General features: G+C 71.0%; 16 protein-coding genes. 1 reads left to right on the top strand and 15 read right to left on the bottom strand.

All coding sequences use genetic code 11. The features are described 5' to 3' along the window. Positions 1-94 precede the first annotated feature (94 nt). The 6 genes from ACTMSW_RS09055 to ACTMSW_RS09030 are packed head-to-tail and all read right to left on the bottom strand — an operon-like array spanning position 95 to position 13,753. Complete coding sequence (locus ACTMSW_RS09055; RefSeq protein WP_441180069.1) at positions 95-1,300, bottom strand: acyl-CoA dehydrogenase family protein; 1,206 nt, start codon at positions 1,298-1,300, stop codon at positions 95-97. A gap of 10 nt (positions 1,301-1,310) precedes the next feature. Next, the gene (locus ACTMSW_RS09050) at positions 1,311-2,450 is read right to left on the bottom strand and encodes an acyl-CoA dehydrogenase family protein (protein WP_441180068.1); all 1,140 of its coding nucleotides are present in this window, start codon (positions 2,448-2,450) and stop codon (positions 1,311-1,313) included. Continuing rightward, positions 2,447-3,265 carry a thioesterase II family protein gene (locus tag ACTMSW_RS09045; protein ID WP_441180067.1) on the bottom strand — a complete coding sequence of 273 codons (819 nt, stop codon included), beginning with the start codon at positions 3,263-3,265 and terminating at the stop codon, positions 2,447-2,449. Before ACTMSW_RS09045 ends, ACTMSW_RS09050 begins: the two co-directional genes overlap by 4 nt. A 7-nt stretch (positions 3,266-3,272) precedes the next feature. Beyond that, a complete protein-coding gene (locus ACTMSW_RS09040; protein WP_441180066.1) occupies positions 3,273-7,943 on the bottom strand; it encodes a non-ribosomal peptide synthetase in 4,671 nt (1,556 codons plus the stop codon). A 19-nt stretch (positions 7,944-7,962) separates the two neighbouring features. Continuing rightward, the gene (locus ACTMSW_RS09035) at positions 7,963-13,434 is read right to left on the bottom strand and encodes a type I polyketide synthase (protein WP_441180065.1); all 5,472 of its coding nucleotides are present in this window, start codon (positions 13,432-13,434) and stop codon (positions 7,963-7,965) included. Positions 13,435-13,459: 25 nt separating this feature from the next. Continuing rightward, positions 13,460-13,753 (bottom strand): acyl carrier protein, encoded by a 294-nt coding sequence (locus tag ACTMSW_RS09030; RefSeq protein WP_441180064.1) that lies wholly within the window; start codon positions 13,751-13,753, stop codon positions 13,460-13,462. A 441-nt stretch (positions 13,754-14,194) separates the two neighbouring features. Between ACTMSW_RS09030 and ACTMSW_RS09025 the strand changes: the two genes are divergently transcribed. After that, positions 14,195-14,722, top strand: coding sequence for a pyridoxamine 5'-phosphate oxidase family protein (locus ACTMSW_RS09025; protein WP_441180063.1), 528 nt, complete (start codon positions 14,195-14,197; stop codon positions 14,720-14,722). Here ACTMSW_RS09025 and ACTMSW_RS09020 read toward each other — a convergent pair. From ACTMSW_RS09020 to ACTMSW_RS08980, 9 genes are read right to left on the bottom strand one after another with little or no spacing between them, the layout of a single operon-like run. Next, on the bottom strand, positions 14,719-15,372 hold the full coding sequence (locus ACTMSW_RS09020; protein WP_441180062.1) for a hypothetical protein: 654 nt from the start codon (positions 15,370-15,372) through the stop codon (positions 14,719-14,721). The genes ACTMSW_RS09025 and ACTMSW_RS09020 overlap by 4 nt on opposite strands. A gap of 18 nt (positions 15,373-15,390) precedes the next feature. After that, positions 15,391-17,121 carry an acyl-CoA dehydrogenase family protein gene (locus tag ACTMSW_RS09015; RefSeq protein ID WP_441180061.1) on the bottom strand — a complete coding sequence of 577 codons (1,731 nt, stop codon included), beginning with the start codon at positions 17,119-17,121 and terminating at the stop codon, positions 15,391-15,393. Between the two features lie 27 nt (positions 17,122-17,148). Then, positions 17,149-18,201, bottom strand: coding sequence for a methyltransferase (locus ACTMSW_RS09010; protein WP_441180060.1), 1,053 nt, complete (start codon positions 18,199-18,201; stop codon positions 17,149-17,151). After that, the gene (locus ACTMSW_RS09005; RefSeq protein WP_441180059.1) at positions 18,194-19,006 is read right to left on the bottom strand and encodes an N-acetyltransferase; all 813 of its coding nucleotides are present in this window, start codon (positions 19,004-19,006) and stop codon (positions 18,194-18,196) included. Before ACTMSW_RS09005 ends, ACTMSW_RS09010 begins: the two co-directional genes overlap by 8 nt. 14 nt (positions 19,007-19,020) lie before the next feature. Then, the gene (locus ACTMSW_RS09000) at positions 19,021-19,812 is read right to left on the bottom strand and encodes a leucyl/phenylalanyl-tRNA--protein transferase (RefSeq protein WP_441180058.1); all 792 of its coding nucleotides are present in this window, start codon (positions 19,810-19,812) and stop codon (positions 19,021-19,023) included. After that, a complete protein-coding gene (locus ACTMSW_RS08995; protein WP_441180057.1) occupies positions 19,809-21,038 on the bottom strand; it encodes a cytochrome P450 family protein in 1,230 nt (409 codons plus the stop codon). Before ACTMSW_RS08995 ends, ACTMSW_RS09000 begins: the two co-directional genes overlap by 4 nt. Positions 21,039-21,075: 37 nt before the next feature. Next, complete coding sequence (locus ACTMSW_RS08990) at positions 21,076-22,002, bottom strand: isopenicillin N synthase family dioxygenase (protein WP_441180056.1); 927 nt, start codon at positions 22,000-22,002, stop codon at positions 21,076-21,078. A 55-nt stretch (positions 22,003-22,057) separates the two neighbouring features. Next, complete coding sequence (locus ACTMSW_RS08985; RefSeq protein ID WP_441180055.1) at positions 22,058-25,105, bottom strand: non-ribosomal peptide synthetase family protein; 3,048 nt, start codon at positions 25,103-25,105, stop codon at positions 22,058-22,060. Then, positions 25,102-26,379: an MFS transporter gene (locus ACTMSW_RS08980; protein WP_441180054.1), complete on the bottom strand. Its 1,278-nt coding sequence runs from the start codon at positions 26,377-26,379 to the stop codon at positions 25,102-25,104. The genes ACTMSW_RS08985 and ACTMSW_RS08980 overlap by 4 nt, the downstream gene beginning before the upstream one ends. Positions 26,380-26,414 lie beyond the last annotated feature (35 nt).

Below are 26,414 nucleotides of genomic sequence, written 5' to 3'. Positions count from 1 at the left end.
AACGGATTGCCGAATCGGCGGCCGACGGCCGATCAAACCCTCGTGCATGCCCTGCAATCACGTCTCCGGTGCGGGCATGCGTGGATAGCCAACCTTATCGACCGCCCCCCGTGCCACGGAAGGCCGAGCCCTCGAAAACACTGCGGGAAATGGTACGTAGAAGAATGTTCGACGTGCCCTCGTAGATCTGCCCGATCATGGCGTCCCGATAAAACTTCTCCACGGGATATGCGGTGCTGTAACCGTTACCGCCGAGGGTCTGGACGGCTTGGGAGGCCGCCCGTTCGGCCACCTGGGACGCGAAGTACTTCGCCATCGCACACCGCGTCAGCAATTCGGGAACGTAGCGTCCGCTGTCGGCCAGACGCGCGGTGTCGTACACCAGCAGGCGGGCCGCCTCTATCTCCGTCGCGACGTGCGCGAGCGGTAGTTGCACCCCCTGGAAGGTGGCGATGGGCTGGCCGAACTGCCGGCGTTCCCGGGCGTACCCGGCGGCGGCTTCGAGGGCACCGGTGGCCAGTCCCACCATCTGCGCGCCGATGCCGATGCGGCCGATGTTGAGCGTGTCGATGGCGATGTCGTACCCGTCACCCTCCTCGCCCAGCCTGTGGTCCTGCGGGACGCGTACGCCGTCCAGCAGAAGCTCGCAGGTGGAGCTGGCACGGATACCCAACTTCTCCTCGTTCGGCCCGACGACCAGCCCCGGCGTGTCCCGCGGCACCACGAAGGCGGTGATGCCGTGCGCGCCGTGCTCCGGGGCGGCGTTGGTGAAGATGACGAAGAGCCCCGCCTCCCCGGCGTTGGTCGTCCAGACCTTGCGCCCGGTGAGGACGTAGTCCGTGCCGTCGCGTACGGCCAGGGTGCGCAGGGCGAATGCGTCGCTGCCGGACTCGGGTTCGGACAACGCGTAGGCGCCGACGACCTCCCGCGCCAGCAGCGGCAGGAACCGTTCCTGCTGCTCGGGGCTGCCCCAACGGATGAGCGCGATGTTGACCAGCGCGTTCTGGACGTCGACGCAGACCGCCACCGACGGATCGACGCGGGCGAGCTCGGCGATGGTGAGCGCGCTCATCAGCATCGAGCCGCCGCCGCCGTCGTACCGGTCCGGGATCTGGATGCCCATCACGCCGAGGTCGAACAGCTCGTCGATCAGATCCCGCGGCATGCGGGCTTCCCTGTCCATCTGCGCCACCCGGGGGCGAAGCCGTTCCTCCGCCCACTTGTGAATGGTGGTACGCAGCGATGTCTCCTCGTCCAGCAGTGCGAAGTGCCGGGAGATCGGGCCGGTAGTCGTCGTCATGACGTTCCCCTCACCGGAAGGCGGATAGTCCCAGGACGGACCTGGCGACTACGAGCTTGTGGATCTCGGTCGTTCCCTCCGCAATGGTCAGCGCCCGCGCGTCCCGGAAATGGCGTTCGAGTGGAAAGTCCGGGGACAGGCCGTTGGCGCCGTGTATTTGAATCGCGTCCGACGTCACCCGCACCGCCATCTCCGTGGCATAGGCCTTGGCCATCGAGGCCTCGCGATCGGACCGCCGGTCCTCCTGGATGGAGGTCAACGCGCGATGAATGAGCAGGCGCGAGGCGTCGATTTCGGTGGCCATGTTGTAGATCTTGTCCTGGATGAGTTGGAATTCTCCGATCGGCCGGCCGAATTGACGGCGCCGGCGGGCGTAGGACGCGGACTCCTCGAGCGCCGCCCGGGCGATCCCCACCGAGATGATTGCCATCCGGCAGCGTGACCACTGCAGTTTCTTGAAGATGAGCTGGAGATTCTTGAGCGAGCCCGCCGGGCCGATGCAGTTCTCGCGAGGGACGCGGCAGTCCTCGAAGATCATCTCGGAGGTCACGAAGGCCTTGAGGCCCACCTTGGGCAGGTCCCTGGTCCGGTACGGCGAGCGTTCACGCTCGACGATGACCGGCCTGATCGTCTGCTTCCCGTCGTCGGCACCGACCCGGCACAGGACCACCGCGTAGTCGGAGATGTCGGCGTTCGAGATCCAGCGCTTGCGCCCGTTGATGACGAACTCGTCACCGTCCGGGACCGCCCGGGTCTCCATCGCCGCGTTGTTCGACCCGTGGTTCGGCTCGGTCGAGGCCACGCACCCGACCTTGTCGCCGCCCAGCAGCGCGGGCACCGCTCGTTCCCGCAGCTCCGGCGATCCCGCCTCGGCGATGTACTGGGCACACGCCTGCGAGATCATCAGGCAACCCTCGAGCGAGGGGAACACCCGGGCGAGTTCCTCGCTCGCCAGGGCCGCGGTCACCTCGTCCGTCGTATCGTCCATCGGATAACCGTGCCGCCGGAGCGTCTTGACGATGTCCGGCAGCCGGTCCAGCGGCAACTGGTCGTCGGTGTAGCGGTCGCCGAGCGGCTTGATGTCCTCCTCCAGGCCTGCTCGAAGGGCGGTCAGCCACTCGGTCGGCGTCGTGGCCAGCTCGATGCTCATGTCGCCAGGCCCTCCTCCGAACTCTGCTTGAGACGCTCGATCTCCGCCGTCAGGGCCTCCGCGAACAGTCCTCGAGACGAGTCGAGGAAGAAGTGGCCACCAGGCAGGGTGCACACCGAGAAGTCGCTGGTGGTGTGCTCGCGCCAGCCCTCCAGGTCGGAGCGGGTCACGCTCCAGTCCTCGCTGCCACCGAACGCCGCGATCGGGCAGCCGACCGGATCACCACCCCGATGGTCGTAGGTCTCGTCGAGACCCAGGTCCGCGCGCAGCACCGGCAGCATCACGTCGACCAGTTCCTTGTTGTCGAGCAGCGCGTTGCGATGGCCGGCCAGGCGATGCAACCCCTCCACCAGGTCGTCCCGGGACAGCTCGTGCAGCGGGGGACGGGACGACCGGAGGTGGGGCGCCCGTGCCGCGGCGACGAAGAGGGCACTCGGCCCGGGCCAGCCGAGCCGCGGCAGGTTGCGGGCGACCTCGAAGCTGATCAAGGCCCCGACGCTGTAGCCGAGCAGCACGTACGGCTGGGGAACGTCGGCGAGGACATCGGTGAGCTGGTCGACCAGCGGCTGCAGCCGGGTCAGCGGCGCCTCGCCGAGGCGACGGCCGTGACCCGGCAGCTCGATGGCCCACAGCTCGACGTCGCCGGGAAGTTCCGCCGCCAAATCGTTGAAGACCGACGCCCGGCCGCCCGAGTAGGGGACGCACACCAGGCGCAGGCCCGCGTCCGCGTTGGGACGCGGGCACTGCACCCAGGGCTGGCTGTGCGCCAGCTGGACCTCACGGGCCTGACCGGTCCGATTCGAGGGCTTCTTCATCGGATGGTCAGGCGGTCGGCGCGGCCGCGTGCTCGGTGACGTTGCCGAACTTCTCCGTGAAACGGGCGATCTGCTCCTCGGTCAGGTAGACCCCGTCGCACTGCGGCGGGCCGCCGACGTAGCCGTTCTGGCGCAGGACCTCGATCTGCCGGTGGCACCGGGCCGGGTCAGACGGTCCCACCACCGGGCCCAGGCCCGGCTGTCCGACGATCAGGTTGGAGAGCACGGAGCTGGTGATGTCCACCTTGCTGAAGGCGTCCGGGGTGTTGGCGGCGAACCACTCGACGCCCTCCTCGCCGGCCAGCTCGTACATCAGCGGGGGCCAGCTGAAGATCTTCTGCATCGGTGCGCTGCACCGGACCACGTCGCCCTGACCGAACAGGATGTCGGCGCGCTCCTCGACCCGGGCCATCGCGGCGTCCCGGTCGTAGCACGGCGGAATCGAGTCGTCGACCAGCATGGTCCCGGGCCGGAGCCGGGACACGTCGACAATGTCGGGGGCGTTGGTGTCCGCGCTGATCAACGTCGACTCGTAGAACTCCTCCGGCAGGGTGGACGTCCCGCCGATCATCGCGATCTCGCCCTTGTATCCGGCCGCCCGCGCCTCGTCGGCGGCCTTCTTGATCCGGTTGGGGATCCCGCTGGCAGGGCCCCGCTGGCTGTCGCCCGTGGCGGCGTAGGGATCGCACAGGATGAGCTTGCGGGGGTGCGGCAGGTAGTTCAGCAGCAGGTGCATGGAGGCCTTGCCCACCGAGCCGACGCCGAGAACGCCCAGCACCTCGTTCTCCATCCGCCGCCCGGTCACGCGCAGCAGGTTCTCCACCACCAGGAGCACCGAGGCCGAGGTGGTGTCGTGGCCGCTGGTGATCGGGGGAAGGTCCGAGCGGCCCTGGACGGCGTTGTGCACCATCCGGCCGTAGTCCGTCGCCGACACCAGCAGCCCGCTGAGGGAGACGTTCTTCGCGCCCAGCCGGGCGCCCAACTCCACCCCACTGACGATCGTCTCGACCAGCCGCTCGCGGTGCACGTACAGGTCGGCCGTGTCCAGACGCGGCACCATGATGGTGGCGATGCGGCCCAGGTTGGTGTTGATGACGCCGCACAGCATGGGCTTGTCCAGGGCCATGAGCCGGGCCGCGACGTCGATGGGGTTGATGCCGGCCCGCTCGAACAGACCCGCGGGCATGGCCAGTACGCCCGCGCCGTCGACGGGCGCGATCTCGCCGGAGTCGAAGAGGCTCAGCAGATCACGCCGCTCGGTGACCACACTGCCCTCGGCCTGGCCGTTCTCCATCGCCGTCACTGCCTTCCCGTCGGTTGCCTGGTTCCCGTTGCTCGACCCGTTGAGCGCCACCGACAGCTCGGCGATGGTGGGGTGTGCGAACAGGAAGCGCACCCCGAGCTGCTTACCGACCGAGTCGGAGATCTTCGACACGAGGTTCACCGCCTGCAGCGAGTCCTCGCTGAGCTCGAAGAAGCTGTCGTAGATGCCGACGTCGCTGACGGCCAGCACCTCGCGCCAGTGCGCGGCCAGCATCTCCTCCAGCGGGGTGCGCGGAGCGACCGGCCCACGGCCGGCTGCGGGCGCGGGGACGTCCTCCTTGGCCAGGGCTGAGCGGTCGATTTTCCCGTTGGCCGTGAGCGGCAGCTTGTCCCGGGTGATCACCGTCTTGGGGACCATGTACTCGGGCAGCTTGTCGCGCACGAAGGTCCGCAGCTCACCCGTATCGAGCGGCGTGTCGCCCGCCGGGACGACGTACGCCACGAGCCGCTTGTTCTCCCCCTCCTCGTCCACGGCCAGGACGACTGCTTCGTGGACCGCGGGGTGCGCACGCAGAGTGCTCTCGATTTCGCCGAGTTCGATTCGGTAGCCGCCGATTTTCACCTGGAAGTCCTCTCTCCCCAGTAGTTCAATGCTGCCGTCAGGTAGACGGCGTCCGAGGTCACCCGTCCGGTAGAGGCGCTCGCCCGTCTCCGGATGGGTGATGAAGGCGGCATCTGTCGCCTCCTTGTTGCGCCAGTAGCCCGCCGCCACGCCGACGCCGCCGATGTACAGGTCACCCGGCACCCAGACCGGACGCATGTCGAGCTCGCCGTCCAGGACGTGGATCTGCTGGTTGGCCATGGGCTTGCCGTACGGGATGCTCGGCCGGCGGGGGTCGACCTTCTCGACGGGATGCAGGATCGACCAGATCGATCCCTCGGTCGCGCCGCCGAGGCTGATCACCCGAACCCCCGGCGCCAGCCGGCGGAGCTGGTCGGGCAGGGTGACCGGAATCCAGTCACCGCTGAGCAGGGCCACCCGCAGCGAGTCCGGAACGGCCGCCCGGACACCGTTGGCGTACTCGACCAACAGCCGCATGAAGCCCGGTACGGAGTTCCATACCGTGACCCGTCCCTGCCGCATCATGTCGAGCCAGTGGCCCGGGTCGCGGAGGCCCGACTCGTCCGGCAGCACCAGCGTCGCCCCTGCCGCCAGCGTCCCGAACACGTCGTAGACCGAGAGGTCGAAGCCGAGGGCGGACAGACCGAACACGGCGTCGTCCGGGCCGACCCCGAAGCGCTGGTTGACGTCGGCGATCGTGTTGAGCGCGCTGCGGTGCGCGATCATGACGCCCTTCGGCACGCCGGTGGAGCCCGAGGTGTAGATGACGTACGCCAGGTCGTCCTCGTTCTGGACCGGTTCGAGCGGCTCCTCGGAGAACTCCTCGAGGGCCTCGGTGTCGACGCGGAGCCGCCGGACGTTCTCGGGCCAGGCGCGACGCCGGTCGACGGACTCCTGGGTGAGCACGATCTGGGCCTCACCGGCCGCCAGCAGGCGATGGAGCCGCTCGCGCGGAAGCGAGGCGTCGAGCGGCAGGTACGCCGCTCCCGACTTGAGCACGCCCAGCACGGCCGCGACCTGCTCCCAGCCCTTCTCCATCACCACGGCGACGAGCGTGTTGGGCTTCGCACCCTGCTCGCGCAGCCAGCGGCCGATCCGGGTGGAGCGCCGGTCGAGCTCGCCGTAGGTCATCGTCCCGGCCGAGGACACGACGGCGGGCTGGTCCGGCCGCTGCGCCGCGTGGTCCAGGAACGCGCTGTGCAGAAGCCCGGTAGGCAGCGGGGCCGCCGTCTCGTTCACCGCGCGTTGCAGCTCGCGCTGGTACTCCGGCGCGATGTGCCGGCGGCTGCGCTCCTCCCAGCTGCCGGGCTCCTGGGCGAGGCGGCGTACGTGCCGCACGAACGCGTCCATCAGGTCCTGGGCGAGCCCGGGCGGGAACACCGCGTCCAGGACGTCCCAGGTGAACTCCAGCCCGCCGTTCCGCTCGGCGCTGCGGATCTCCAGGTACACCTGCGGGGTCTGGCTGACGGTGTAACCCAGCTCACCGAGGCCCGAGATGTCGACGCTGCTCATCTCGACGCTGTTGAACACCACGTACGTGTTCCGACGCGGGGTGCCGCCGTGTGCCTTCGCCAGCTCGCGCATCACCTGCACACCGCTGACGTAGCGGCAGTGCTCCAGGTCCTCGATGAGCTGCCGTTGCAGGCGCCGGGCCCGTTCCAGGAACGTGGACCCGGGTGCGGCGGTCACCCGGAGGTGGTTGGGCAGGGCGAAGCTGCCGACGATGTTGCTCACGTCCTCGTGGATCGGCAGCCGGTCCCAGAACGGCGCGTTGATGCTGAACTCCTGGGTCTTGCTCCAGACCGCGGCGACGTCGCAGAAGGCGCTCAGCAGAGCGGCGCCGGGCATCAGGCCGGCCTGCTTTACCCGTGTCTTGAATTCCTTCCAGGGCTCGGCGTCCAGCAGCCGTGCGTTCAGCGCCACCGACTTCATCGGTCCGGTGATACGGGGCACGTCGATCGGCAGCTCGGGCGGCGGCGGCAGGGTCGGCAGCCGCCGCCGCCAGTAGTCGAGCGCCCGCTCGTACACCGGCGTCCCCTTCAGGGCCGTCTTGGCGACGACGTAGTCACGCGTCGACAGCTCCAGGGGCGGGAGGTCTCCGCCGCTGTAGAGCACCGAGAGCTCCCGGAGGATCTGCAGCAGGCTCAGCGAGTCGGCGACCAGGAGGCTCGATCCGAGGTGGAGGCGCGTACGGTCGCCGTCGAGCAGGGTCGCCCGCAGTCGGAAGAGCGGCCACTCGTGCGGGGTGAACATCTCCCGCGGCATCTCCAGGCGGAACTCCTCGAGCCGTGCCGTCACCGCGTCGGCGGGCTGACCGCGCAGGTCGAGCACCTCGATCCGGTACTCCGGTACCTCCGGCAGGATCTGGTTCTGACCGTCCGGGAGCACGATGGCGCGCAGCATGCCGTGCCGCTGGATCACGCGGTGCCAGGCGTCGGAGAACCGGTCGAGGTCGAGCGCGACCGTGTCGACCTCGATGTAGCCGTTGCCGGACAGGTTGCCGATCTCGAAGGCGTCGCGCTTGCCGGCCCACAGGGCCTGTTGCATGTCCGTCAGCGGGAACGGCTCGTGCAGGTCCTCCGGCGACGGCTCGATCTTCGTGATGGCGGTCGGTCGGTCGGTGGAACGCTCGCGGAGCGCGGCGAGAAGCTCCTCCTTGCGTTCCTTCATCGCCGTGCGCAGCTCGGCGGTCAGTGCGTTCTTGGGGGCGCGAGCGCGCAGCTCGTCACCGTCGGCCCAGAGGGTCACCCCCCGCCGGGCAAGGTCGGCAAGTAGTTCTTTGACGGTGCCCATCTCTTCCCTCCAGGTGATGTCAGAAAATCTCGAACTCTTCGTCGGACTCGATGTCCGCACCGTCGTCCCCCGGTCCCGGGGCGCCGGCCAGCATCTGTTCGGCGAGCTGCCGCACGCTGGATCCCTCCAGGGCGGCAGCCAACGGCAGCGACATGCCGAGGTCCACCTCGATCTGGTTCTTCATGCCGACCGCGACCAGCGAGTCCAGTCCGACGCCGGTGAGCGGCTGGTCGGCGTCGAGCTGCTCCGGCTTCATGTCGAGCGCCCGCGCGATGGCGACGTGCAGGTACGCCTCGAGCAGCTCCTGACGCTCGGCCGGATCGGCGGCGAACAGCTCGTCGACGGTGAGGGTGCTCGGGCCGGGACCGGCGGCCGTCGTCGCGGTGGGCTCGGCGGAGACGAGCTCCGACGTCAGGAGCGATCCCGCCGCGACCGGCGAGTGCGCCGCCCAGCGGTCCCAGTCGACCGTCGCCACGGCGACCTGCGGCGTCGTGAGGCCGAGCAGTCGCCCGAGCCATTCAATGCCGCCGGCCGGTGCGATGCCCTTGACGCCGGCGCGCTCGACGAACCGGCCGACACCCTCGGGTCGGACCGACAACCCGGTGTTCTCCCAGGGCCCCCAGGCGATGCTCAGTGCCGGTCGCCCCTGCGCCGCCCGTAGTCCGGCCAGGGCATCGAGGAACGCGTTGGCCGCCGCATAGTTGCCCTGACCCGGCGAGCCGAGGGTGCCTGCGAGCGACGAGAACAGCACGAAGAAGTCGAGGGGCAGGTTCGCCGTCAGGTTGTGCAGGTTCCACGCACCGACGGCCTTCGGTTCGAGGACGGCGAACAGCCGCGCCGCATCGAGCGTGCCGAGGGTGGCGTCGTCGAGGACACCGGCCGCGTGCACGACGCCGCGCAGCGCCGGCATGGTGTCCGCCACCTCGGCGACGATCTGCGCGAGCACCAGTTCGTCGCTCACATCGGCGCGCATCACCCGCACGTCGACGCCCTCCTTGCGGAGCGCCCGCAGTTCCTGTTCGGTCGCGTCATCGGCCTCCCGACGGCCGACGAGCACGAGATGGCGCGCACCGTGCTCGACGAGCCAGCGCGCCACCAGCAGTCCCAGCGCGCCGAGGCCGCCGGTGACCAGGTAGGTCGCGTCCTCGCGCACGGTGTCGCCGGGCTCCCTGCGGGGTGCTGCCAGGCGCCCCAGCCGCGCCACGTGCCGCTCGCCGCCCCGGACCGCCACCTGGGTCTCCGCGTCGTCGGCGCGGAGCTCCTCGGCGATCCGCTCCGCGGCTGCCGGGTCCGGCGATGGCTCCAGGTCCAGCAGCGTGGGCCGCAGTTCAGGATGTTCGAGCGCAGCCACCCGGCCGAGCCCCCACAGCGGTGCCTGATCCACCGATACCGGTGGTGCCGAGCCGTCGATGCCGTGGACGCCGCTGGTCACGAGCCACAGGCGCGGGGGCGGCTCCGCCGGGGTACCGTCGGCGAGTGCGTGCACCAGGTGCAGCACGTTCACGACACCGCGCAGTTGGGCGGCGCGCAGCCTGGTCGGCCGGGCGTAGATCCGGTCCCGGGCGAAGCGCTGGCCGCGACCACCCGCGTCCGCGGCGTCCAGGCTCCAGAGGTGGACGACGCCCCGTAACGCTCCCATCCGCTCCCGCGCCGCGCCGACCGCTCGGCGTACCTCGTCCTCGCGGTCTGGGCGGATCACGAGCCGGCCGGGATCCGAGTCGTCGTAGCCCTCTCCGTGCGTCACCAGGACGGCCGGGTCGCCGTCGCCGGTCAGGCGCGCCGCGAGCGCCTCGCCCACCCCGCGGCCATCGGCGAAGATCAGCCAGCCGCCGGCAGGGTTCGGGCGGGCGGGAGCGCCGCGGCCCTGGCGGCGCCAGCGCACCTCGTAGAGAGCGCGGTCGAGTGCCATGGCCGCCGGCAGCCACGTGTCACCGTCGAGCTGCCTGATGTGCACGCCTTCGAGGAGCAGGACGGTCTCGCCGGCGTCGTCGGCCAGCCGGACGTCGCCGATGGTGCCGGTGGGGGCGGCGTCGCTCGGCGGGCGCAGGCGGGCGTGGGCCCAGAGGCGGCCCGGCTTGCCCGCCGCCGGCTGCGCCACCATGCGATCGATACCGAGGGGAACGTAGGGTCCCTGGCCGTCGGCGTCGGCATCACCCAGCAATGTTGCGGCGAGGACCTGCAGGCCGGCATCCAGCAGCACCGGGTGGACGCCGTACGTGCCCAGCTCGGACTCCACCTGCGGCGGCGGGACGAGAACGGCCAGCGCCTCCCGGTCACCGTTCCAGAGCTGCTCGACCGCCCGGAACGTCGGGCCGTACTCGAGCCCGCGCGCGCCCATGGCGTCGTAGAGGGTGGCCGCCTTGACCGGGTCCGGGCAGCGCGTGCGCAGCGCCTCCAGGTCCAGCGGTGGAAGATCGGCCGTGGCCTCCCCGAACGAGATGGTGCCGGTTGCGTGTCTGGTCCATTCCGGACCGTCGTGATTGTCCTGCGCGGTGCGGGAGTACGCATGGAAGCTCACGCCCGAGCCGTTGGAGGCGGACATCCGCAGCTGGACGGTCGCCGCGTCGGCGTCGTCCAGGACGAGCATGCGCTGAAGCTCGATCTTCGTGAGTACGGCGGCGTCCTCGCCGTATGCCTGCGCCGCCGCCGCCCGCACCATCTCCAGCCAGGCGGCGCCCGGGAGCACGGCGATGCCCTGGACGCGGTGGTCGTGGAGGAAGGCCGGCGCCGCCACGCTGATCGTGCTCTCCCAGACGTGGCCGGCCTCGGAGTCGGCGAGTTGCAGGTGGTTGCCGAGCAGAGGGTGCCCGCCGAACTCGCCGCCGAAGGACGACGGACCGGCCGGCGTGGCCAGCCAGCAACGCTCGTGCTGCCACGGGTAGCCGGGCAACCGCACCGGGCGCCGGGGTTCTGGATGCAACGCCGTCCACGCGGGCTCGAAGCCGACGGCGTACAGCGCCCCGAGCGACGTCAGCATGGTCTCGGCCGGTGGCTGCTCCCGGTGCAGTGAGGGCAGGAGCGCGGCCTCGTGGCGCCGGCTCTGGGCACACTGCGCGATGGCGGGAAGCAGTACAGGGTGTGGCGAGAGTTCCACGAACACGTCGTGGCCCTGGTCGAGGAGACCGTCGACGGCCCCGGCGAAGAGCACCGGCGTCCGGATGTTCTCGGCCCAGTAGTCGCCGTCGAGCACCTCGCCGTCGACGACCCTGCCCGTCACCGTCGAGTACATCGGCAGCCGCGTCGCCGTCGGCCGCAGGCCGCTCAGCGCGCCGGCGAGGTCGTCCCGGAGCGGCTCCATCTGCGGGCTGTGCGACGCGAAATCGACGGACTGCAGGACCCGACAGAAGATCCCCCTGGTGCTCAACCGGGCGGTGACCTGCTCGACGGCCTCCGGATCCCCGGAGATCACGGTCGAGGTCGGTGCGTTGACGGCCGCCACCGACAGGCGATCGTCGAGGCCGCGCAGTTCGTTCCGGACGGCGTCGGCGGAGAGTTCGACGACGGCCATCCGTCCCCGGCCCGAGACCGTGCGGATCAGCCGGCCGCGGTGGCAGATGACGCGTACGGCGTCCTCCAGGCTCAGTGCCCCCGACAGGTGCGCCGCCGCGACCTCGCCCATGCTGTGGCCGACCATGGCGTCCGGGACGATGCCCCGCGATCGCCACAGGTTGGCCAGGGCCACCTGCACGGCGAACAGCGCCGGTTGGCAGAAGTCCGTCTCGTCGAGGCGGCTCATCGAGGTGTCGGCCCAGAGCTGGTCGAGCAGTGACCAACCGGTCTCGGCCCGGATCAGCCGGTCACACTCCTCCAGGGTGGCACGCAGCACCGGCTCGTCGCGCAGCGTCGGGTCGAGGGGCCACCAGATCGGTCCCTGCCCGGAGCAGACGAAGACCAGCCGCCGGCGTCGGCGCGGGCCGGCGTCGCCCACCGCCATCCCGGCGTGGGTCTCGCCCCCGAGGAACGCGCGGATCTGGTCCGCCGCACCGTCGCGGGTGCTGCTGACGAGGGCCAACCGGTGGCGGTGGTGCGAGCGGCGGACGCTCGTGGTGGCGGCCAGGTCCCCGAGGTCGGGGGCGTCGTCGTCCGCGGTGAGCACGCTCAGGTGCCGCTCCGCCGTCTGCCGCAGTGCCTCCGGCGTCCGGGCCGAGAGGGGGATGAGGACGGTGCCTTCCGCGCGTGGCCGGGCCGCGTCGTCGTGCGCGCGGCCGTTCGGGGCCTCTTCGAGCACGATGTGGGCGTTCGTCCCGCCGAAGCCGAAGGAGCTGACCCCCGCCCGGAGCGGACCCTCGCGTCGTGCCCACGGATGGCGGGCACGCGCGGCCCGCAGCCGCAGCGCCTGGAAGTCGATCTGTGGGTTGGGGTTCTCGATGTGCAGGCTGGCGGGGATCTGGCGGTGTTCGAGCATCAGCACGGTCTTGATGACGCCCGCGATGCCGGCGGCGGCCTCCAGGTGGCCGATGTTCGACTTGACCGATCCGACGACGCAGGGGCGTTCCGGCGGGCGGTCCTTGCCGACCACCGTGCCCAGCGCGCCCGCCTCCATCGTGTCGCCGAGTGCCGTGCCGGTGCCGTGCGCCTCGACGTAGTCGACGTCGCTCGGCGCGACGCCGCTGTGTTGGTACGCGGCACGCAGCACGTCCTCCTGCGACAGGCGGTTGGGTGCCATCAGCCCGTTGGAGCGCCCGTCCTGCCCGACCGCGCCGCCCCGGATCACGGCCCGGATGTCGTCGTGATCGGCGAGCGCGCGCTCCAGTGGCTTGAGCACCACGACACCCGCGCCCTCACCCCGGACGTAGCCGTCGGCGCCGGCGTCGAACGTCTTGCAGCGGCCGTCCGGGGCCATGACGCCGGCCTTGGTGAAGTTGATCGCGAACGAGGGGGAGAGGATCAGGTTCACGCCGCCGGCGATCGCCAGGTGCGACTGTCCGTTCCACAGGCTCTGGCACGCCATGTGCAGAGCCACCAGGGAGGAGGAGCAGGCCGTGTCCACGGCGGCGCTCGGGCCGCGGAGGTCGAACATGTACGAGATGCGGTTGGCGGCGATGCTGAGGGCGACGCCGGTGCCCCAGTACGCGTCGATGTTCCGCAGCCGGGACGCTTGCAGCAGCGCGTAGTCGTAGGTGCTGATCCCGACGAAGACCGCGGTGTCGCTGCCGGCGATCGCCGTGCGCGGCTGGCCGGCGTCCTCGAGTGCCTCGGCGGTGACCTCGAGCAGGAGCCGCTGCTGCGGGTCGATGGCGCCCGCCTCGCGGGGGGAGATGCCGAAGAACTCCCGGTCGAACTGGTCAACGTCGTCCAGGAAGCCGCCCCAGCGCGTGATCATCTTTCCGGGCGCCTGAGGGTCGGTGTCGTAGAGGTCCTCGGCGTTCCAGCGATCGGGCGGCACCTCCCTGATCGCGTCGACGCCGTCGAGCAGGAGCTTCCAGAACTCGTCCGGGCCGTTGGCACCCGGGAACCGGCATCCCATGCCGATGATCGCGATTGGTTCCATGCCGCGCTTACCCCCGGTCTGGACGTCAGTCGTTGTGCGAGCTCGGTGCGATACTGGCGACGTGCTCGGCCAGCGCCGCGATGCTGGGGTACTCCCAGGCCAGCGTCTCCGGCAGCGGGATGCCGAGCAGTGTGGCGAGATCGCTGACCAGGGCGACGCTCGACGCCGAGCCGAGACCGTTGGCGATGAAGGACTCGTTCACGTCGATCAGCTCGGGGTCCAGCCCCTGGGCGTCGGCGATCCTGATGACGATCCAGTCCTCGATGCTCTGCTGATCGGCGAGCACCGGCGCGTCGGGCTCCGCAGCGGTGGCTTCCACTGCCGTGGGACGCTCACGTTCGGACGAGTGCGTATTCCACAACGACATGACAATCGCCTTGCCTCATTGTCGAAAGGTGGACTGTCCGGGGCGCGGGTGTTCGGTGCGCCGCGACGCTCGCGATTTCCGTTTCGCGAGATCAGCCTGCTGCGGACGTTACGCGAGACGGCAGGTATCGACAGGCCTCGAAGGTGCGGTCCATGAGCCGCGCGAAAGTGCGCACTCATGGGGCGCTCCGGAGCACGTTCGGGCGGTCGATCGGTCGCCGGGGAATTGTTCACCCGAAGGGACCGGTTCGGGGTGGCGCGACCCGTTGACCGCGGCGGCGTCGGCACCGCATCATGACGGACGACCCGGGGCCGACGTGGTGCGACCGGTCGATCCCTGATCGCGGGCGTCCTCGTACGGCGATGGTCTCCCCCGCTCGAAAGGGCCCAGCGGATGGACGACGACAGCCTGGCCGGCCGGACGCGCCGGCTGCTGAGCGAGGCCAGGTATCTGACCCTGGCGACCGTGTCCGAGGACGGATCGCCCTGGGCGGCGGTCGTGCAGTACGCCTGGCTCACGGACCCGCTGCGCTTCGTGTTCGGCTCGGCGACGGAGTCCCGCCACAGCCGGAACATCGCCCGGGTCCCACGGGTCAGCGGCTCGCTTTTCCACGTCTCCGCGACCGGGGGGTGGGAGGTCGCCGCGGTCGACGGCGCGCAGTTCACCGGGCGGTGCGCGGAGGTGGCGGCCGAGGACGTACGCCGCTTCGCGCCGCTCTTCTACGAGAGCGTGTTTCCCGATCCACGCGAACGTGCGGAGTGGAGCCTGCCCATGGCGCTGCTGCGGGCGCCCGCCCCGCACCGGTTGTACGTGATAGACGTGGTGCGCTGGTGGCTGGTCGACACCCGGACGTGGGTGGCGGACCGGATCGACCGGCGGATCGAGATGCCGCTGACCGAGCTGTCGCCCTCGGCGGACTAGCGGCCGGCCAGGGTGTTCCAGAACATCGACTCGTAGGCGTGGACCATCCGGGCGGTCCGGACGGCGGCGACCGGATCGTCACCGTCGGACAGTCCGGTCGCCAAGGTGGCTGCGGCCTGGTCCACCAGGCTCGGCGGGGTGTCGGCGAAGAATCGGAAGTGCCCGACCGCCTTGTCGTCGAAGCCGTAGGTGGACTGGAGGGCGTCGGCGACCCGCGCGCTGCAGCCCCCGGACTCCGTCACGTTGGCCAGCAGGGCGAGGGCCACGTCGCTGCGCGTGCCGTAGAGCGAGACCTGGGCCAGGTAGGCCGGGTAGGCCTGGGCCGCGGGTGTCGGCTCGTACCGTCGCAGTTGTCGCTCGGTCAGGTTCAGCGCGGCGGCGAAGTCCAGCAACAGCGTCAGCGCCTGGCCCTCCCCGTCGGCCATGGCGAGCCACAGGTCGCCGGCCGGTGCCGTGGGAAAGCGGGACGCGAGCAGGGCGAAGCTGCGCCGGTCGCTGAGTACGAGCGGGTACAACTCACCGGCCAGCCGGCGCAGCCGTTCCCGGGAAACGATTCCCGCCTCGAGCAGCTCGAGGAATCGGTTGTCCGCCGCCTGCGCGGCGATCTGCTGCTGCGCGGACCTGATGACGCGGGTGATCTCGGCGTTCACGGCGGTCTCCTCGACCGGTCAGGTGGTGGGCAGGATGCGGCGCAGGTTCGGCCCCGTGGGCGGCCCAGGCTGCGGGTCGGCGATCCACGGGCCCTCGACGGAGGGATCGAGCACTCCTTCCTCCAGCCACCGGTACCGGCCGTCGAGCACCTGGCGGGCCACCGTACGGTCGGCGGTGTCGGTGTTGTCGGACAGCCGGTGGAACAGGTCGGTGACCCTGCCGCGGGCCTGTGTGCAGAAGGCGTCGGCGAGTTCTTCGGGCGTGCCGTCCAGGTCGGGTAGCGCGGTCGCGTACGCGCAGCTGGCGCTCATCGCGTAGAGCTCCGCACCGATGTCGACGATCCGTCCCAGGTGCCGCTGCCGGTCGTCGAGTGTCGCGTCCGGCAAGCCCGCGGCCTGCTCGATCGTGGCGGCGAGTCGCCGGGCGGAGGCGTCCACGAACGACAGGTGGGCGGCGAGCGGTCCGGAGCCGACCCGGTACGTCGCGGGCGGGGGCGACACCGCCTCCCGTTGGCGCTCGATGACGGCCCGGGCGAGGAACACCCGCAGTACCTCGGTGGAGCCGTCGAAGATGCGCCCGACCCGGAGATCACGCAGCACCTGCTCGACCGGGACGCCCCGCTCGCCGCGCGCCACCGCCGAGGCGGCGGTCTCGTAGCCCCGGCCGCCGCGCAGCTGCAGAAGCTCGTCCGCGAGCAGCCAGGCCTTCTCCGAGGCGAACAGCTTGGCGAGTTCCGCCTCGATCCGGGTGTCGGCCTGTCTGGCAGTGACCTCGACGATCGCCTCCAGGGCGAACGCCGTCGCCGCGAGCAGGGCCAGCTTGCCGACCACGGCGTCGTGCTCACCGATCGGTCGACCCCACTGGACGCGCGTGCCGGCCCACTGCCGGGCGATCCGCAGGCTCCATTTCGCTGCGGCGGCGCACACGGCCGGCAGCGACAGCCGTCCGGTGTCCTGCGCCGCGAGGGCGATCTCGAGGCCCCGGCCCTCGTGCCCGATCCGATGCCGCTCCGGTACCACCACGTCGTGCAGCCGGATGACGCCGTTCTCGAGGCCGCGCAGGCCCAAAAAGGAGCTGCGGTGGTCCACCGTGACGCCGGGGGCGCCGGCCTCCACCACGAAGGCGGTGATCCCGCCGGCGCCGTCGGAGGGGGCGGGCACGACCGCCAGCACGACGAGCAGGTCGGCGATGACACCGTTGGTCGTCCACAGCTTCACGCCGTTGAGCGTGTAGGTGCCCGCCGCCCGGTCGGGAACGGCGCTGGTACGGATCCGGAACGGGTCGTTGCCGATGTCGGCCTCGGTCAACGCGAAGGCGGAGATCTCGCGGACACAGCGGGGCAGGAACTCCTTCCTCTGTTCCTCCGTGCCCGCCAGCAGGAGCGGCTGGGGGAGACCGATGGCCTGGTGCGCGCCGAGCAGCTCCCCGAGCGCGGAGTGCACGGTGCTGACGACCATCAGCGCACGGAGGTAGCAGAGGTCGGACAGGCCCAGGCCGCCGTACTCGCGGGGGATCTTGATGCAGAACGCGCCGATGTCCTTGAGGCCCTGGATGACGTGGTCCGGAATCCGGTCGTCGCGCTCGATCAGGCTGCCGTCGACCTCGTTCTCGCAGAAGCTCCGCAGTCGGGCGAGGAACTGCTCCTCCCGCGCCCCGACCCGTCTCGGGTCGCCGGGCGGCATCGTGAGCAGGTCGGTCCGGAGCCGGCCACGGAACAACTCGGCCGCGAAGCCGGGCGGTACGGGCATCGTTGCCTCCCGGGATCGAGGGGGACGTCAGGACCGTGCGGGCGAGGCCTCGATGATCGACAGCGGCCCGGCCGCACCGTCCGCCACGGACCGGACCGTGAAACCGGTCTCGGTGAGCAGCGCCCGGAACTCGCTCTCGGTCCGTTCCCGGCCACCGGAGTTGACCAGCATGTTCACGTCGGTGAAGAACATGATCGGCACCTCCGTCGACGCGGTCTCGGGCAACACCGACCCGATGATCAGCAGCGTCGCGGTGGGAGGCATGTGTGCCCGGCAGGTGCGCAGGATCGTCCGGGAGTCGTCGTCGTTCCAGTCCTGGAACACGCTCTTGACGATGTACAGGTCGGCGTCGCCGGGAATCTCGGCGAAGAAGTCACCGGCCCGGACCTCGCCGCGCTCCGCCAACCCCGCGGCCCTCAGCACGTCGGGCGCTCCGGCCACCCCGCTCGCGCTGTCGAAGACGGTGCCGCGCAGGTGGGGGTGACGGGTCAGGATCGCGGCCAGGAGGGTGCCGTCGCCGCCGCCGACGTCCACCACGGTCCGGACCGCCGAGAAGTCGTAACCCGCGGCCACCTGTGCGGCCGCGATCCGCGACTCCTCGCTCATGGCGACGTTGAACAGCGCACTGACGTCCTGGTGCTCGGCCAGGTACGCGTAGAAGTCCCGGCCGTGCACGTGGTCGAAGGCGTGCTTGCCGGTCCGGGTCGAGTACATCAGGCCCTGCCACGAGCCGATCAGCAGGGGATGGCAGAACATCCGGGTGAAGGCGTGCAGCGAGTCCGGCGAGTCCGACCGCAACTGCGCGCCCACGTCGGTCAGCGCGAACCGTCCGGGCGTCGGCTCGTCCAGGAGCCCGACCGCGGCCAGCATGCGCAGCAGGCGCCGCAGCGACGGCTCGTGCGTGTCGGTCGCGGCCGCCAGTTCGGCACTGGTGCGGGTCCCGTCCTTGATCAGGTCGGCGATCCCGAGTTCGGCCGCCACGCCCATCGCGTGTGCGGTCATGTACCCGCCGATCCGCTCGATCAGGGCCGCCCGCAGCCGCATCTTCTCGGCGGGGTCGGTGGTCACCAGGTCAGTCATCGGAATCGTCCTCCGCGGTCTGGTCGTCAGGGGGAGTGCCGGGGCGTTCGGCGAGCCGGTGCCGGACCCACACGTTGGGCTCGATGTAGACCGCGTAGTCCTGGTCCGTGTCCACCACGACCGGGGAGACGGCACCGGGTACCACCGTGGGGCCGCTCGTGTCGAAGGGCAGACCCGTCCACCGGCGCCACTGGGCGAGGCTGCCGGAGACGGTCATCGACACCGGGCAGACGTGCAGAATCTGAGCCCCGGCCCGGGCGTGCACCCGTAGCCAGGGATCCTCAGGTAACCCGTCCGGACGGGTGCGAGCCGCGTACTCACGCATGGGCACGTACGGTTCGAGGTGTTTGCGGCTGGGGCGCACCGGCGCGACGAGGTCGTAACATCCCGCCTTCCGGGAATGGTCGATGAGAGCCCGGAGCACCCGACCGGACATGTTCCGGCCCAGGAGGCCGGGCACGACCGCGATCTCCAGTGCGCACATGGTGGTGAGCCGGCGCCCGTTGGCGGTGTCCGCCATGCAGCGGCGCAACGCCTCGTCCCAGCCGGTGTCCGGGAGCGTGTTCGGGTCGCCGTCCCAGTGGAGGGGAACGCTCGCCGCGCGGGCGACGACCCGGTCGTCGTCGCCGAGGACCAGCAGTTGGTGCGCCGCGTGCCGGTCGAACGCCCAGTGCACCAGGATCGGGTCGGGGCGGATGTAGTCCGGCCAGGACGACTCCATGGCGAGCATCGCCGAGGCGAGGTCCGGCCGTGCGGCGAGGCTGACGATGTGCAGTCCGGGCGTCGCGGTACCTGTCGACGTCATGGTCTCCTCCCGTGTCACTCGGCCAGCCGGCGAGCCGGCAGCCGATCGAGGGGCAGCGCCCGGTCTCCGACCGGAGCGCGCAACAGCTCCAGGTACCGCGACCGGGGTACCGGACGCGCACCCAGCCGTCTGACGTGGTCGCCGTCGTGCTGGACGTCGATCGCGACCCCACCGACCTCCGCGAAGCGCCGCGCCAGATCGGCGACGGCGACCTTGGCCGCCCCGCTACGCCGGGTGAACTGGGAGTCGGCGCTGAAGATCGATCCGGTACGCACTCCGAACGTCCCGCCGACGAGGTCGTCGCCGTCCCACACCTCCACGCTGTGGGCATGTCCGCGTTCGTGGAGACCGAACAGCCCGGCGACCAGCTCGTCGGTCAACCAGCGGTGCGTGCGGTTCTCCCGGCATCGCAGCACCACGTGGCGGAAGCAGCGGTCCACCGTCGTCGTCCACGCCAGCCTGCCCCGCAACTGCTTGGCGAGGCTGCGTTGCAGGTGCACCTGGCCGGTGAGGATGAGCGGCCTCGGGTCCGGCGAGCACCAGGCCACCGAGAAGGGCTCGGCGGAGCCGGGGAGCACCTTCACCCGCCCGGCCTCCACCGCCGAGGCGTAGGTCAGCTCGTTGACGAGCCGGTGTTCGGGGCCGTCGGCCGGGAAGGGGTACACGCCGTGCTGGTAGGCGGCGAGCAGGGCGTCCGGGTGCAGGTCGTCGCCGAACGCCACCGGGTCCGCGGCCGGGGCGGCGGCCACGTCGACGGCGTCCCACATCGAGGCGTAGCGGACCAGGGCGGGCGTGGTCTGCTTCATCGGCCGTGGAGATGGACCGGCAGCGCGGCGACGTCGTTGCCGATGAAGGTGTGCCGGGGCTCCACCTCCGCCGGGTCGCACGCCAGGGCGAGACGCGGGAAACGGTCGAACAACGCGGTCAGGGCCACGTGGGCCTCGAGGCGAGCCAGGCGTGAGCCCGGACAGAAGTGGGCGCCCAGTCCGAACGCGATGTTCTCCTTGTTCGCGCGGTCGATGTCGAAGACGCCCGGGTCGTCGTGGACGGCGGGATCCCGGCCGTGGCCGCCGTAGCAGATGAGGATCGCGTCCCCCCGGCGGATGACCACACCCTCGCCGAGGTCGATGTCCTCGGTGGCCCACCGCATGGGCAGGTGCATGACCGGACAGTGCACCCGCAGCGACTCCTCCATGGCATCGGGCCACCGGCTGGGATCGGCGCGTACGGTCCGGAGCTGGTCGGGATGGGCGAGCAGTTCCCGGACGGTGTGGTTGATCAGATTGATCGTGGTCTGGCTGCCGCCACCGATCATCAGCAGCAGCGTCGAGATGAGTTCGTGCTCGCTCAGCGGCTCGACGCCGGTCTCCCGCGCGGCGAGCAGGAAGCTTGTCAGGTCGTCGCCCGGGAACCGGCGGCGGGTGTCGATGAGTGTCCGCATGGCGGCGTGGAGGTCGTCGATGAGCGTGCGGGCCTCCTCCTCGGTCAGGTCGGTGGCCCCGGCGGTGTGCAGCACCCGCATCACCTCGGGGCGCTGGTCGTCCGGGACACCGAACAGGTCGCAGATCATCTGCGTCGGCACCCGATAGGAGAAGCGGGCGCTCAGGTCGACCGGTCCGTCGCCCGATCCCGCCTCCAGGTCGTCCAGCAGCCGGGCCACGAGATCCTCGGCCTTCCCGCGCATGGCCTCGACGCGCCGGGGGGAGAACGCGGGTGTGATCAGCTTTCGGAGGCGCGCGTGCTCCGCGCCGTCCGTGGTGGCCATCGACTCCACGTCGACCCAGGGGGACAACCAGGGCACCGAGCCCGGCACGTAGCTGGGTACGGTCTTCCGGAGGTTGCGGGACACGCCCGGGTGCGTCAACAGGAGCTTGACGACGTCGCCGCGGGTGACCGACCACGCCCCGACGCCCTCGGGCAACTCGACCGGCACCGCCGGTCCCATCTCGCGCAACCGGTCCACCTGTTCATAGGCGCACCGGCCGCCCCGGCTGTCGAGGCGCAGGCGCGTTTCCGTGCTGAAATCGATCATGATCTGCCCTTCTGCGCTGCGGCGGATTCCTCCCGTGCTAGGACGAGGCCTGGTACGTGGTCTGCATCTTGTGCGAGAACCACTGGCCCACCGTGACCCGCTCGAGGTGCGCCTCCGGCTGGGCCGGGGCGAGCGGCTGCATCGGCTCGATCGAGGCGTCGTGGTTCGGCAGGTAGAAGAACGGGATGGAGATCCGCGACCGGGTGCTGTCCTGTTCCGGGGTGACCACCCGGTGCACCGTCGACGCCCATCGGCCGCCGGTCCAGAAGGCCATCAGGTCGCCGATGTTCACCACGAAGCTGCCGGGAACGGGCGGGACGGCCAGCCAGTCGTCGCCGTGGGCGACCTGCAGACCACCCAGGTCGTCCTCCACGTACAGCACGGTCAGGCTGCCCCAGTCGGTGTGGGCCTCGCGCCGCAGGGCGTCCGGTGCCGGCCGCGGGTAGTAGTAGTTGGCCAGCAGCAGTGACACGTGCCGGTCGAACTTGTCGTCGAAGAAGTTCGGGTCGAGGTCCAGGGCGGAAGCGAACAGCCGCATGATGTCGGCCGACAGGTCCGTCATGGCCGCCATGTACCGGTGCCAGGTGGTTCTGAACGTGTCGTCCGGCCAGATGTTGGCGACCTTCCACGTGGCCGGGTAGTCGCCGAGCCGGCCACGTTCCTCGTCGCTGAGGTCGCCGGTCACGTGCGCGGCGAACGCCTCGTACGGCCCGCCCGGCCGGCGCAGCCCCGAGACCCCGGTGCCGCGGTTGGCGCTACGTTCCTTCTCGGTCTCCGGCAGGGTGAAGAAGCCCTTCGTGGTGGTGTACATGCTCTCCACCAGGTCCCTCGCCACGCCGTGTCCCACGACGGAGAAGAAACCCGAGGTCTCGCAGGCCTTGCCGATCGCGCCGGCGATGGCGGCGCGGCCGGCCTCGGTGTTGCGTGCGGACAGGTCGATGACGGGTACGAAATCGTCTGTCATGGCAGCTCCCTCGCTCAGGTGGGCCGGCGGCGCCCCGATCGGCCGCGCCGTCCGGCTAGGTGGTCGACGGCAGGAAGCCGATCGACATCAGGTAGGTGAGGTAGCGGTCGAGCATCTCGGCGTCGACCGGCGGGATCTCGATCCCGCTGCCGCGCAGGGCCCGGTCCACGTTGCTGCGGGTGAAGGTGGGGAAGGTGGTCTCCAGGTACATCTCGGCCACGCTCATCCGGCCGGTCGCACACCGGTCGATGAACAGGGGCGCGAACGGGGTCATCGGGTGCTCCGGCTGTTCCACCGCGATCCGGACGAGCTGGTCAAGCCACTCGTCCCAGGGGACGTGCCGGATCGGGTAGCCGTGCTGCCGGAGCCGCTCGGCGAGCGCGGCGATGTTGACCTTTCCCGGGTTGGTCAGGTGGTAGACCTCGCCGGCCGGCAGTGCCGTACCCGCGATGTGCACCACCGCGGCCGCGAAGCGGTCGACCGGGGTGTAGTCGAGCGGCAGCTCCGCGACCGGCGCGGTGCCGGTGTCGACGACGAAGCGCTTCATCGCGCACATCTCGGTCGCGGTGTTCCACGCGCCGGTCACACAGTCGCCGGAGATGTCCGCCGCCCGGTAGATGGCCACCGGCAGCCCCTGCCGGGCCGCGTTCCGCAGCAGCACCTCGGCGACCCATTTGCTCTCCACGTAGCCCACCGAGAGGTGGTCCGGGTGGGCGGGCGGGGTGTCCTCGGTGACGTGCCTCCGTCCGGCGGTGCCGAAGCCGGCGATCACCGCCATCGTGGAGGTGTAGTGGATCGGGATGTTGCGGTACCGGCCGGCCAACCGGACGATCTCGCGGGTGCCGCCGACGTTCGCCGGCCGCATGTGTTCGTACGGATAGACGAAGTTGACCCGGCCGCCCGGATGGTGGATGACGTCGACGGTGCGTGCGAGCTCGTCGAAATCCGCCGTGGACAGGCCGAGGAGCGGCTCGGCCAGGTCACCGGCCAGGGCGACGACCCGGCCCGCGGCGTACGCCCCGGCCAGGTCGTCGCGGAGGTAGTGCCGCGCGTTGGCCCGGATGCGCTCCATCGCGTGCGCCGCGTCGTCGGCGCGTACCAGGCAGTGCACGACGGCGTCGGTCGTGGTCAGCAGCTCGCGCAACAGGTAGATGCCGAGGAATCCGGTCGCTCCGGTGAGCAGGATCCGTGCCGGGTTCCGCCAGTCGGGCGGGTCGGTCACCTGGCGCCGGATCGGCACGCCCACCTCGGCCTCGGCGGCGAAGTCGACCGGCTTCCTGGTGCCGCCGGCGAGCGTCCCGGTCCGGGCCGCCTGCACCCCGGCGGCGAAGTCACGCAGCGTGGTGTCGTCGAGCAGGAGCTCGATGAGCGGCCGGACGTGGCCGATCAGTATGCCGAAGCTGCCGCGGATCCTGGCCATCAGCTCCGCGGCCTGGATCGAGGTGCCGCCCAGCGCGAAGAAGTTGTCCTCCGGGCCCACCCGGTCCACGTCGAGCACCGCGCACCACAGCCTCGCCACGCCGCGTTCGACCAGGCTGGTGGCCGAGGCGCCGTCGGGTCCGGTGCCGGTCGGCGGCGCGGCGGACGGGTCGTGGGCGGGCAGGGCGTCCAGGTCGATCTTTCCGTTGGGCGTCAACGGCAGGTCGGGTAGCTCCACGTACGCCGTGGGCACCAGGTGGTCGGGCAGCAAGCGGGCGGTGAACCGCCGCAGCTCCGCGGCGGTGACCGCGCGGCCCCGCGGGACGCTGTAGTACGCGACGAGGCGCTGCTGGTCGTTCCGGTCCCAGACCTTCACCGCCACGTTGTCGACCGATTCGTGCGTGGCGATGGTCGCCTCGATCTCGCCCGGTTCGACCCGGAAGCCACGGATCTTGAGCTGCCGGTCGACCCGTCCGAGGACCTCGAGGTTCCGCTCCGGCGTCCACCGGCCGATGTCCCCGGTGCGGAACATCCGCATCCCGGTCCGGCCCGCGAAGCGGTCGGGCAGGAAGCGTGCCCGGCCCGGCGCCTCCTCGGCGAGGTAGCCACGGGCCACGCCGCGTCCGCCGAGGTAGATCTCGCCGCGCTCGCCGGGCTCCACCGGCCGCATCCGGTCGTCCAGGAGGTAGACGTGGGTGCCCGGCAGTGGTCGACCGACCGGGGCGGCGCCGTGGGACGGCAGCAGCTCGACGGTGAGTTCCATGGTGCACGACGTGATGGTGGCCTCGGTCAACCCGTAGGCGTTGATCAGTCGCGTTCGCGGCATCAGGCGCAGGGCCTCGCGGCAGTCCTCGGCCCGCACCGCCTCACCACCGACGATCGCCAGCCGCACCGGCAGCTCCACCGGATCGCGGGCGCACTCGGAGAGGAACCGGCGCCAGTACGCGGGCGTGAGGTCCATGACGGTGATCGCGTGCCGGCGCAGTCGCCCGGCCAGCTCGCTCGGCGCCCAGGTCCACTCCGGCAGGACGAGCGTCGCGCCGTTGAGCAGGGCCACCATGATCTGCTCGAGCGAGGTGTCGAAGGGCAGCGCGGCGAACTGGAGCACCCGGTCCGCGGGACCGATCCGGTACCGCTTGTTGATCTCACCGCACAGGTAGCTCAGCGAGCCGTGGTCGACCAGCACGCCGTTGGGTGATCCGGTGGAGCCCGAGGTGTAGATGACATAGGCGATGTCCGCCTCGTCCACGGTCCCATCCGGTGGACCGGCGGGCCGGTCGGCGACGGTGGCCGCGGCCGCGGCCGGGTCGATGGTCGTCACCGGTACGGCGGCGAAGGGCGGGACGTCGTGCTCCCGGGCGATGACCGTCGCGCATCGGGTCTCCTTGACGAAGGCCTCGATGCGCCCGCCCGGCGTCCCCCGCTGCACCGGCAGGTACGCCGCGCCCGCCTTCAGGACGGCGAGAAGGCTGACGATCGCGTCGATGGACCGCTCCAGGTGGACCATGACCACCGCACCCGGTTCCACACCCCGGTCGCGCAGCCGGTGCGCCAGCCCGTCGGCGCGCCGGTCCAGCTCGGCATAGCTGATCCACTGCTCTCCGTGCATGACGGCGACCTCGTCGGGCTGCGACGCGGCACGGGCGGCGAACTGGTGATGGACGAGGGGCTGGCTGGTGTTCATGGGGTTCCCGTCGATGGCTGGTCGGCCTTCCACCGGGTCGCTGGTGGCGACGCGGACGGTTCGGGGTCGGCGAAGTGGGCGACGCCGGGAACGAGCAGCGCGAGCCCGCTCGCGGCGGCGGTCACGATCGCGCCGGCGACCAGGGTGGGGCGGACGCCGATCAGGGCGACCACCGGTCCGGTGAGCAGGTAGCCGACGGGCAACAGCGCGTACGCGTTGAGCTGGGTGAGCGCCAGGGTCTTGCCGAGGACCTCGGGCGGAATGGCGCGCTGCAGGGCCGACAACCAGTAGATGAAGTACAGCTCGACGGTGAATCCGCCGATCGCGAAGCATGCCGCGGTGACCGGCAGCGGCAGCGGGACGACCAGGCTGGCCGGCAGGGCGGCGTACGCGGTGAGCGCGAGCATGCTCACCGTGCCGGGGCGCCGGGGCCGCCACCGGCCGGCGATGACGACCGCGGGGAGGGCCCCGGCGGCGAGCGAGGCGAGGATGATGCCGTAGGAGACGCTGCCGCCGATCTCGTTGCTGGCGATGAACGGCAGCAGGGTCAGGGTGGGTGCGGTTCCCGCGAAGATCTGGACGGCGACCGCTGTCATCACGGCGACGACCCACGGGCGCTGCCGTACGGCGCGTAGGCCGGCGGTGGCGTCGGCGAGCACCCCGGATCGGGGACGATCGGCGACGGTGTCCCTGATACCGATCATGGCGACGGCGCCGGCGGCGAACATGACCGCGGCGAGGCCCAGCGCCGCCCGGGTGCCGATGCCGGCGACCACCGCGGCGCCGGCGAGCGCGCCGAGGAAGATGGCGCCACGCTGGGCGGCGGACAGCAGCGCGTTGCCGCGTTCCAGCATGGACGACGGCAACAGCGCGGAGACGAGGGCGGGCTGCGCCGGCCGGGACATGGCCTCGGCGGCACCGCACAGCGCGGTCACCACCGCGAGGCCGGCCAGCGGCAGCCGGTCGAGCGTCACCAGGGCGACGACCACGACGACGGCGCGCACCACGTCGGCGGAGAGCAGGATCCTCGGCCGGGACACCCGGTCGGCAAGGATCCCGCCGACGAGCAGGCACACGACGAGCGCCACGGCGCGCCCGGCGAAGATCGTGGCGACGGTGCCGACCCCGCCGCCGCGACCGACCGCGTAGAGGCTCAACGCCACGGGCAGGATCTGGTCGGCGATGGCCCCGGCGGACTGGCTGCCCCAGACCCGCAGGAACCGCGGGTGCCGGCGGAGCCCTTCGGCGGGCGTCGGTGTCTGCGTGGCGGTCATCGCGGTTCCGAGGAAAGGTGGCCGCGGACGCGGTG

The sequence above is a fragment of the Micromonospora sp. BQ11 genome, assembly GCF_052068135.1.
GTDB lineage: Bacteria > Actinomycetota > Actinomycetes > Mycobacteriales > Micromonosporaceae > Micromonospora.
Note: the sequence above shows the minus strand (reverse complement) of the source record. Positions and strands in the feature narration are given on the sequence as shown.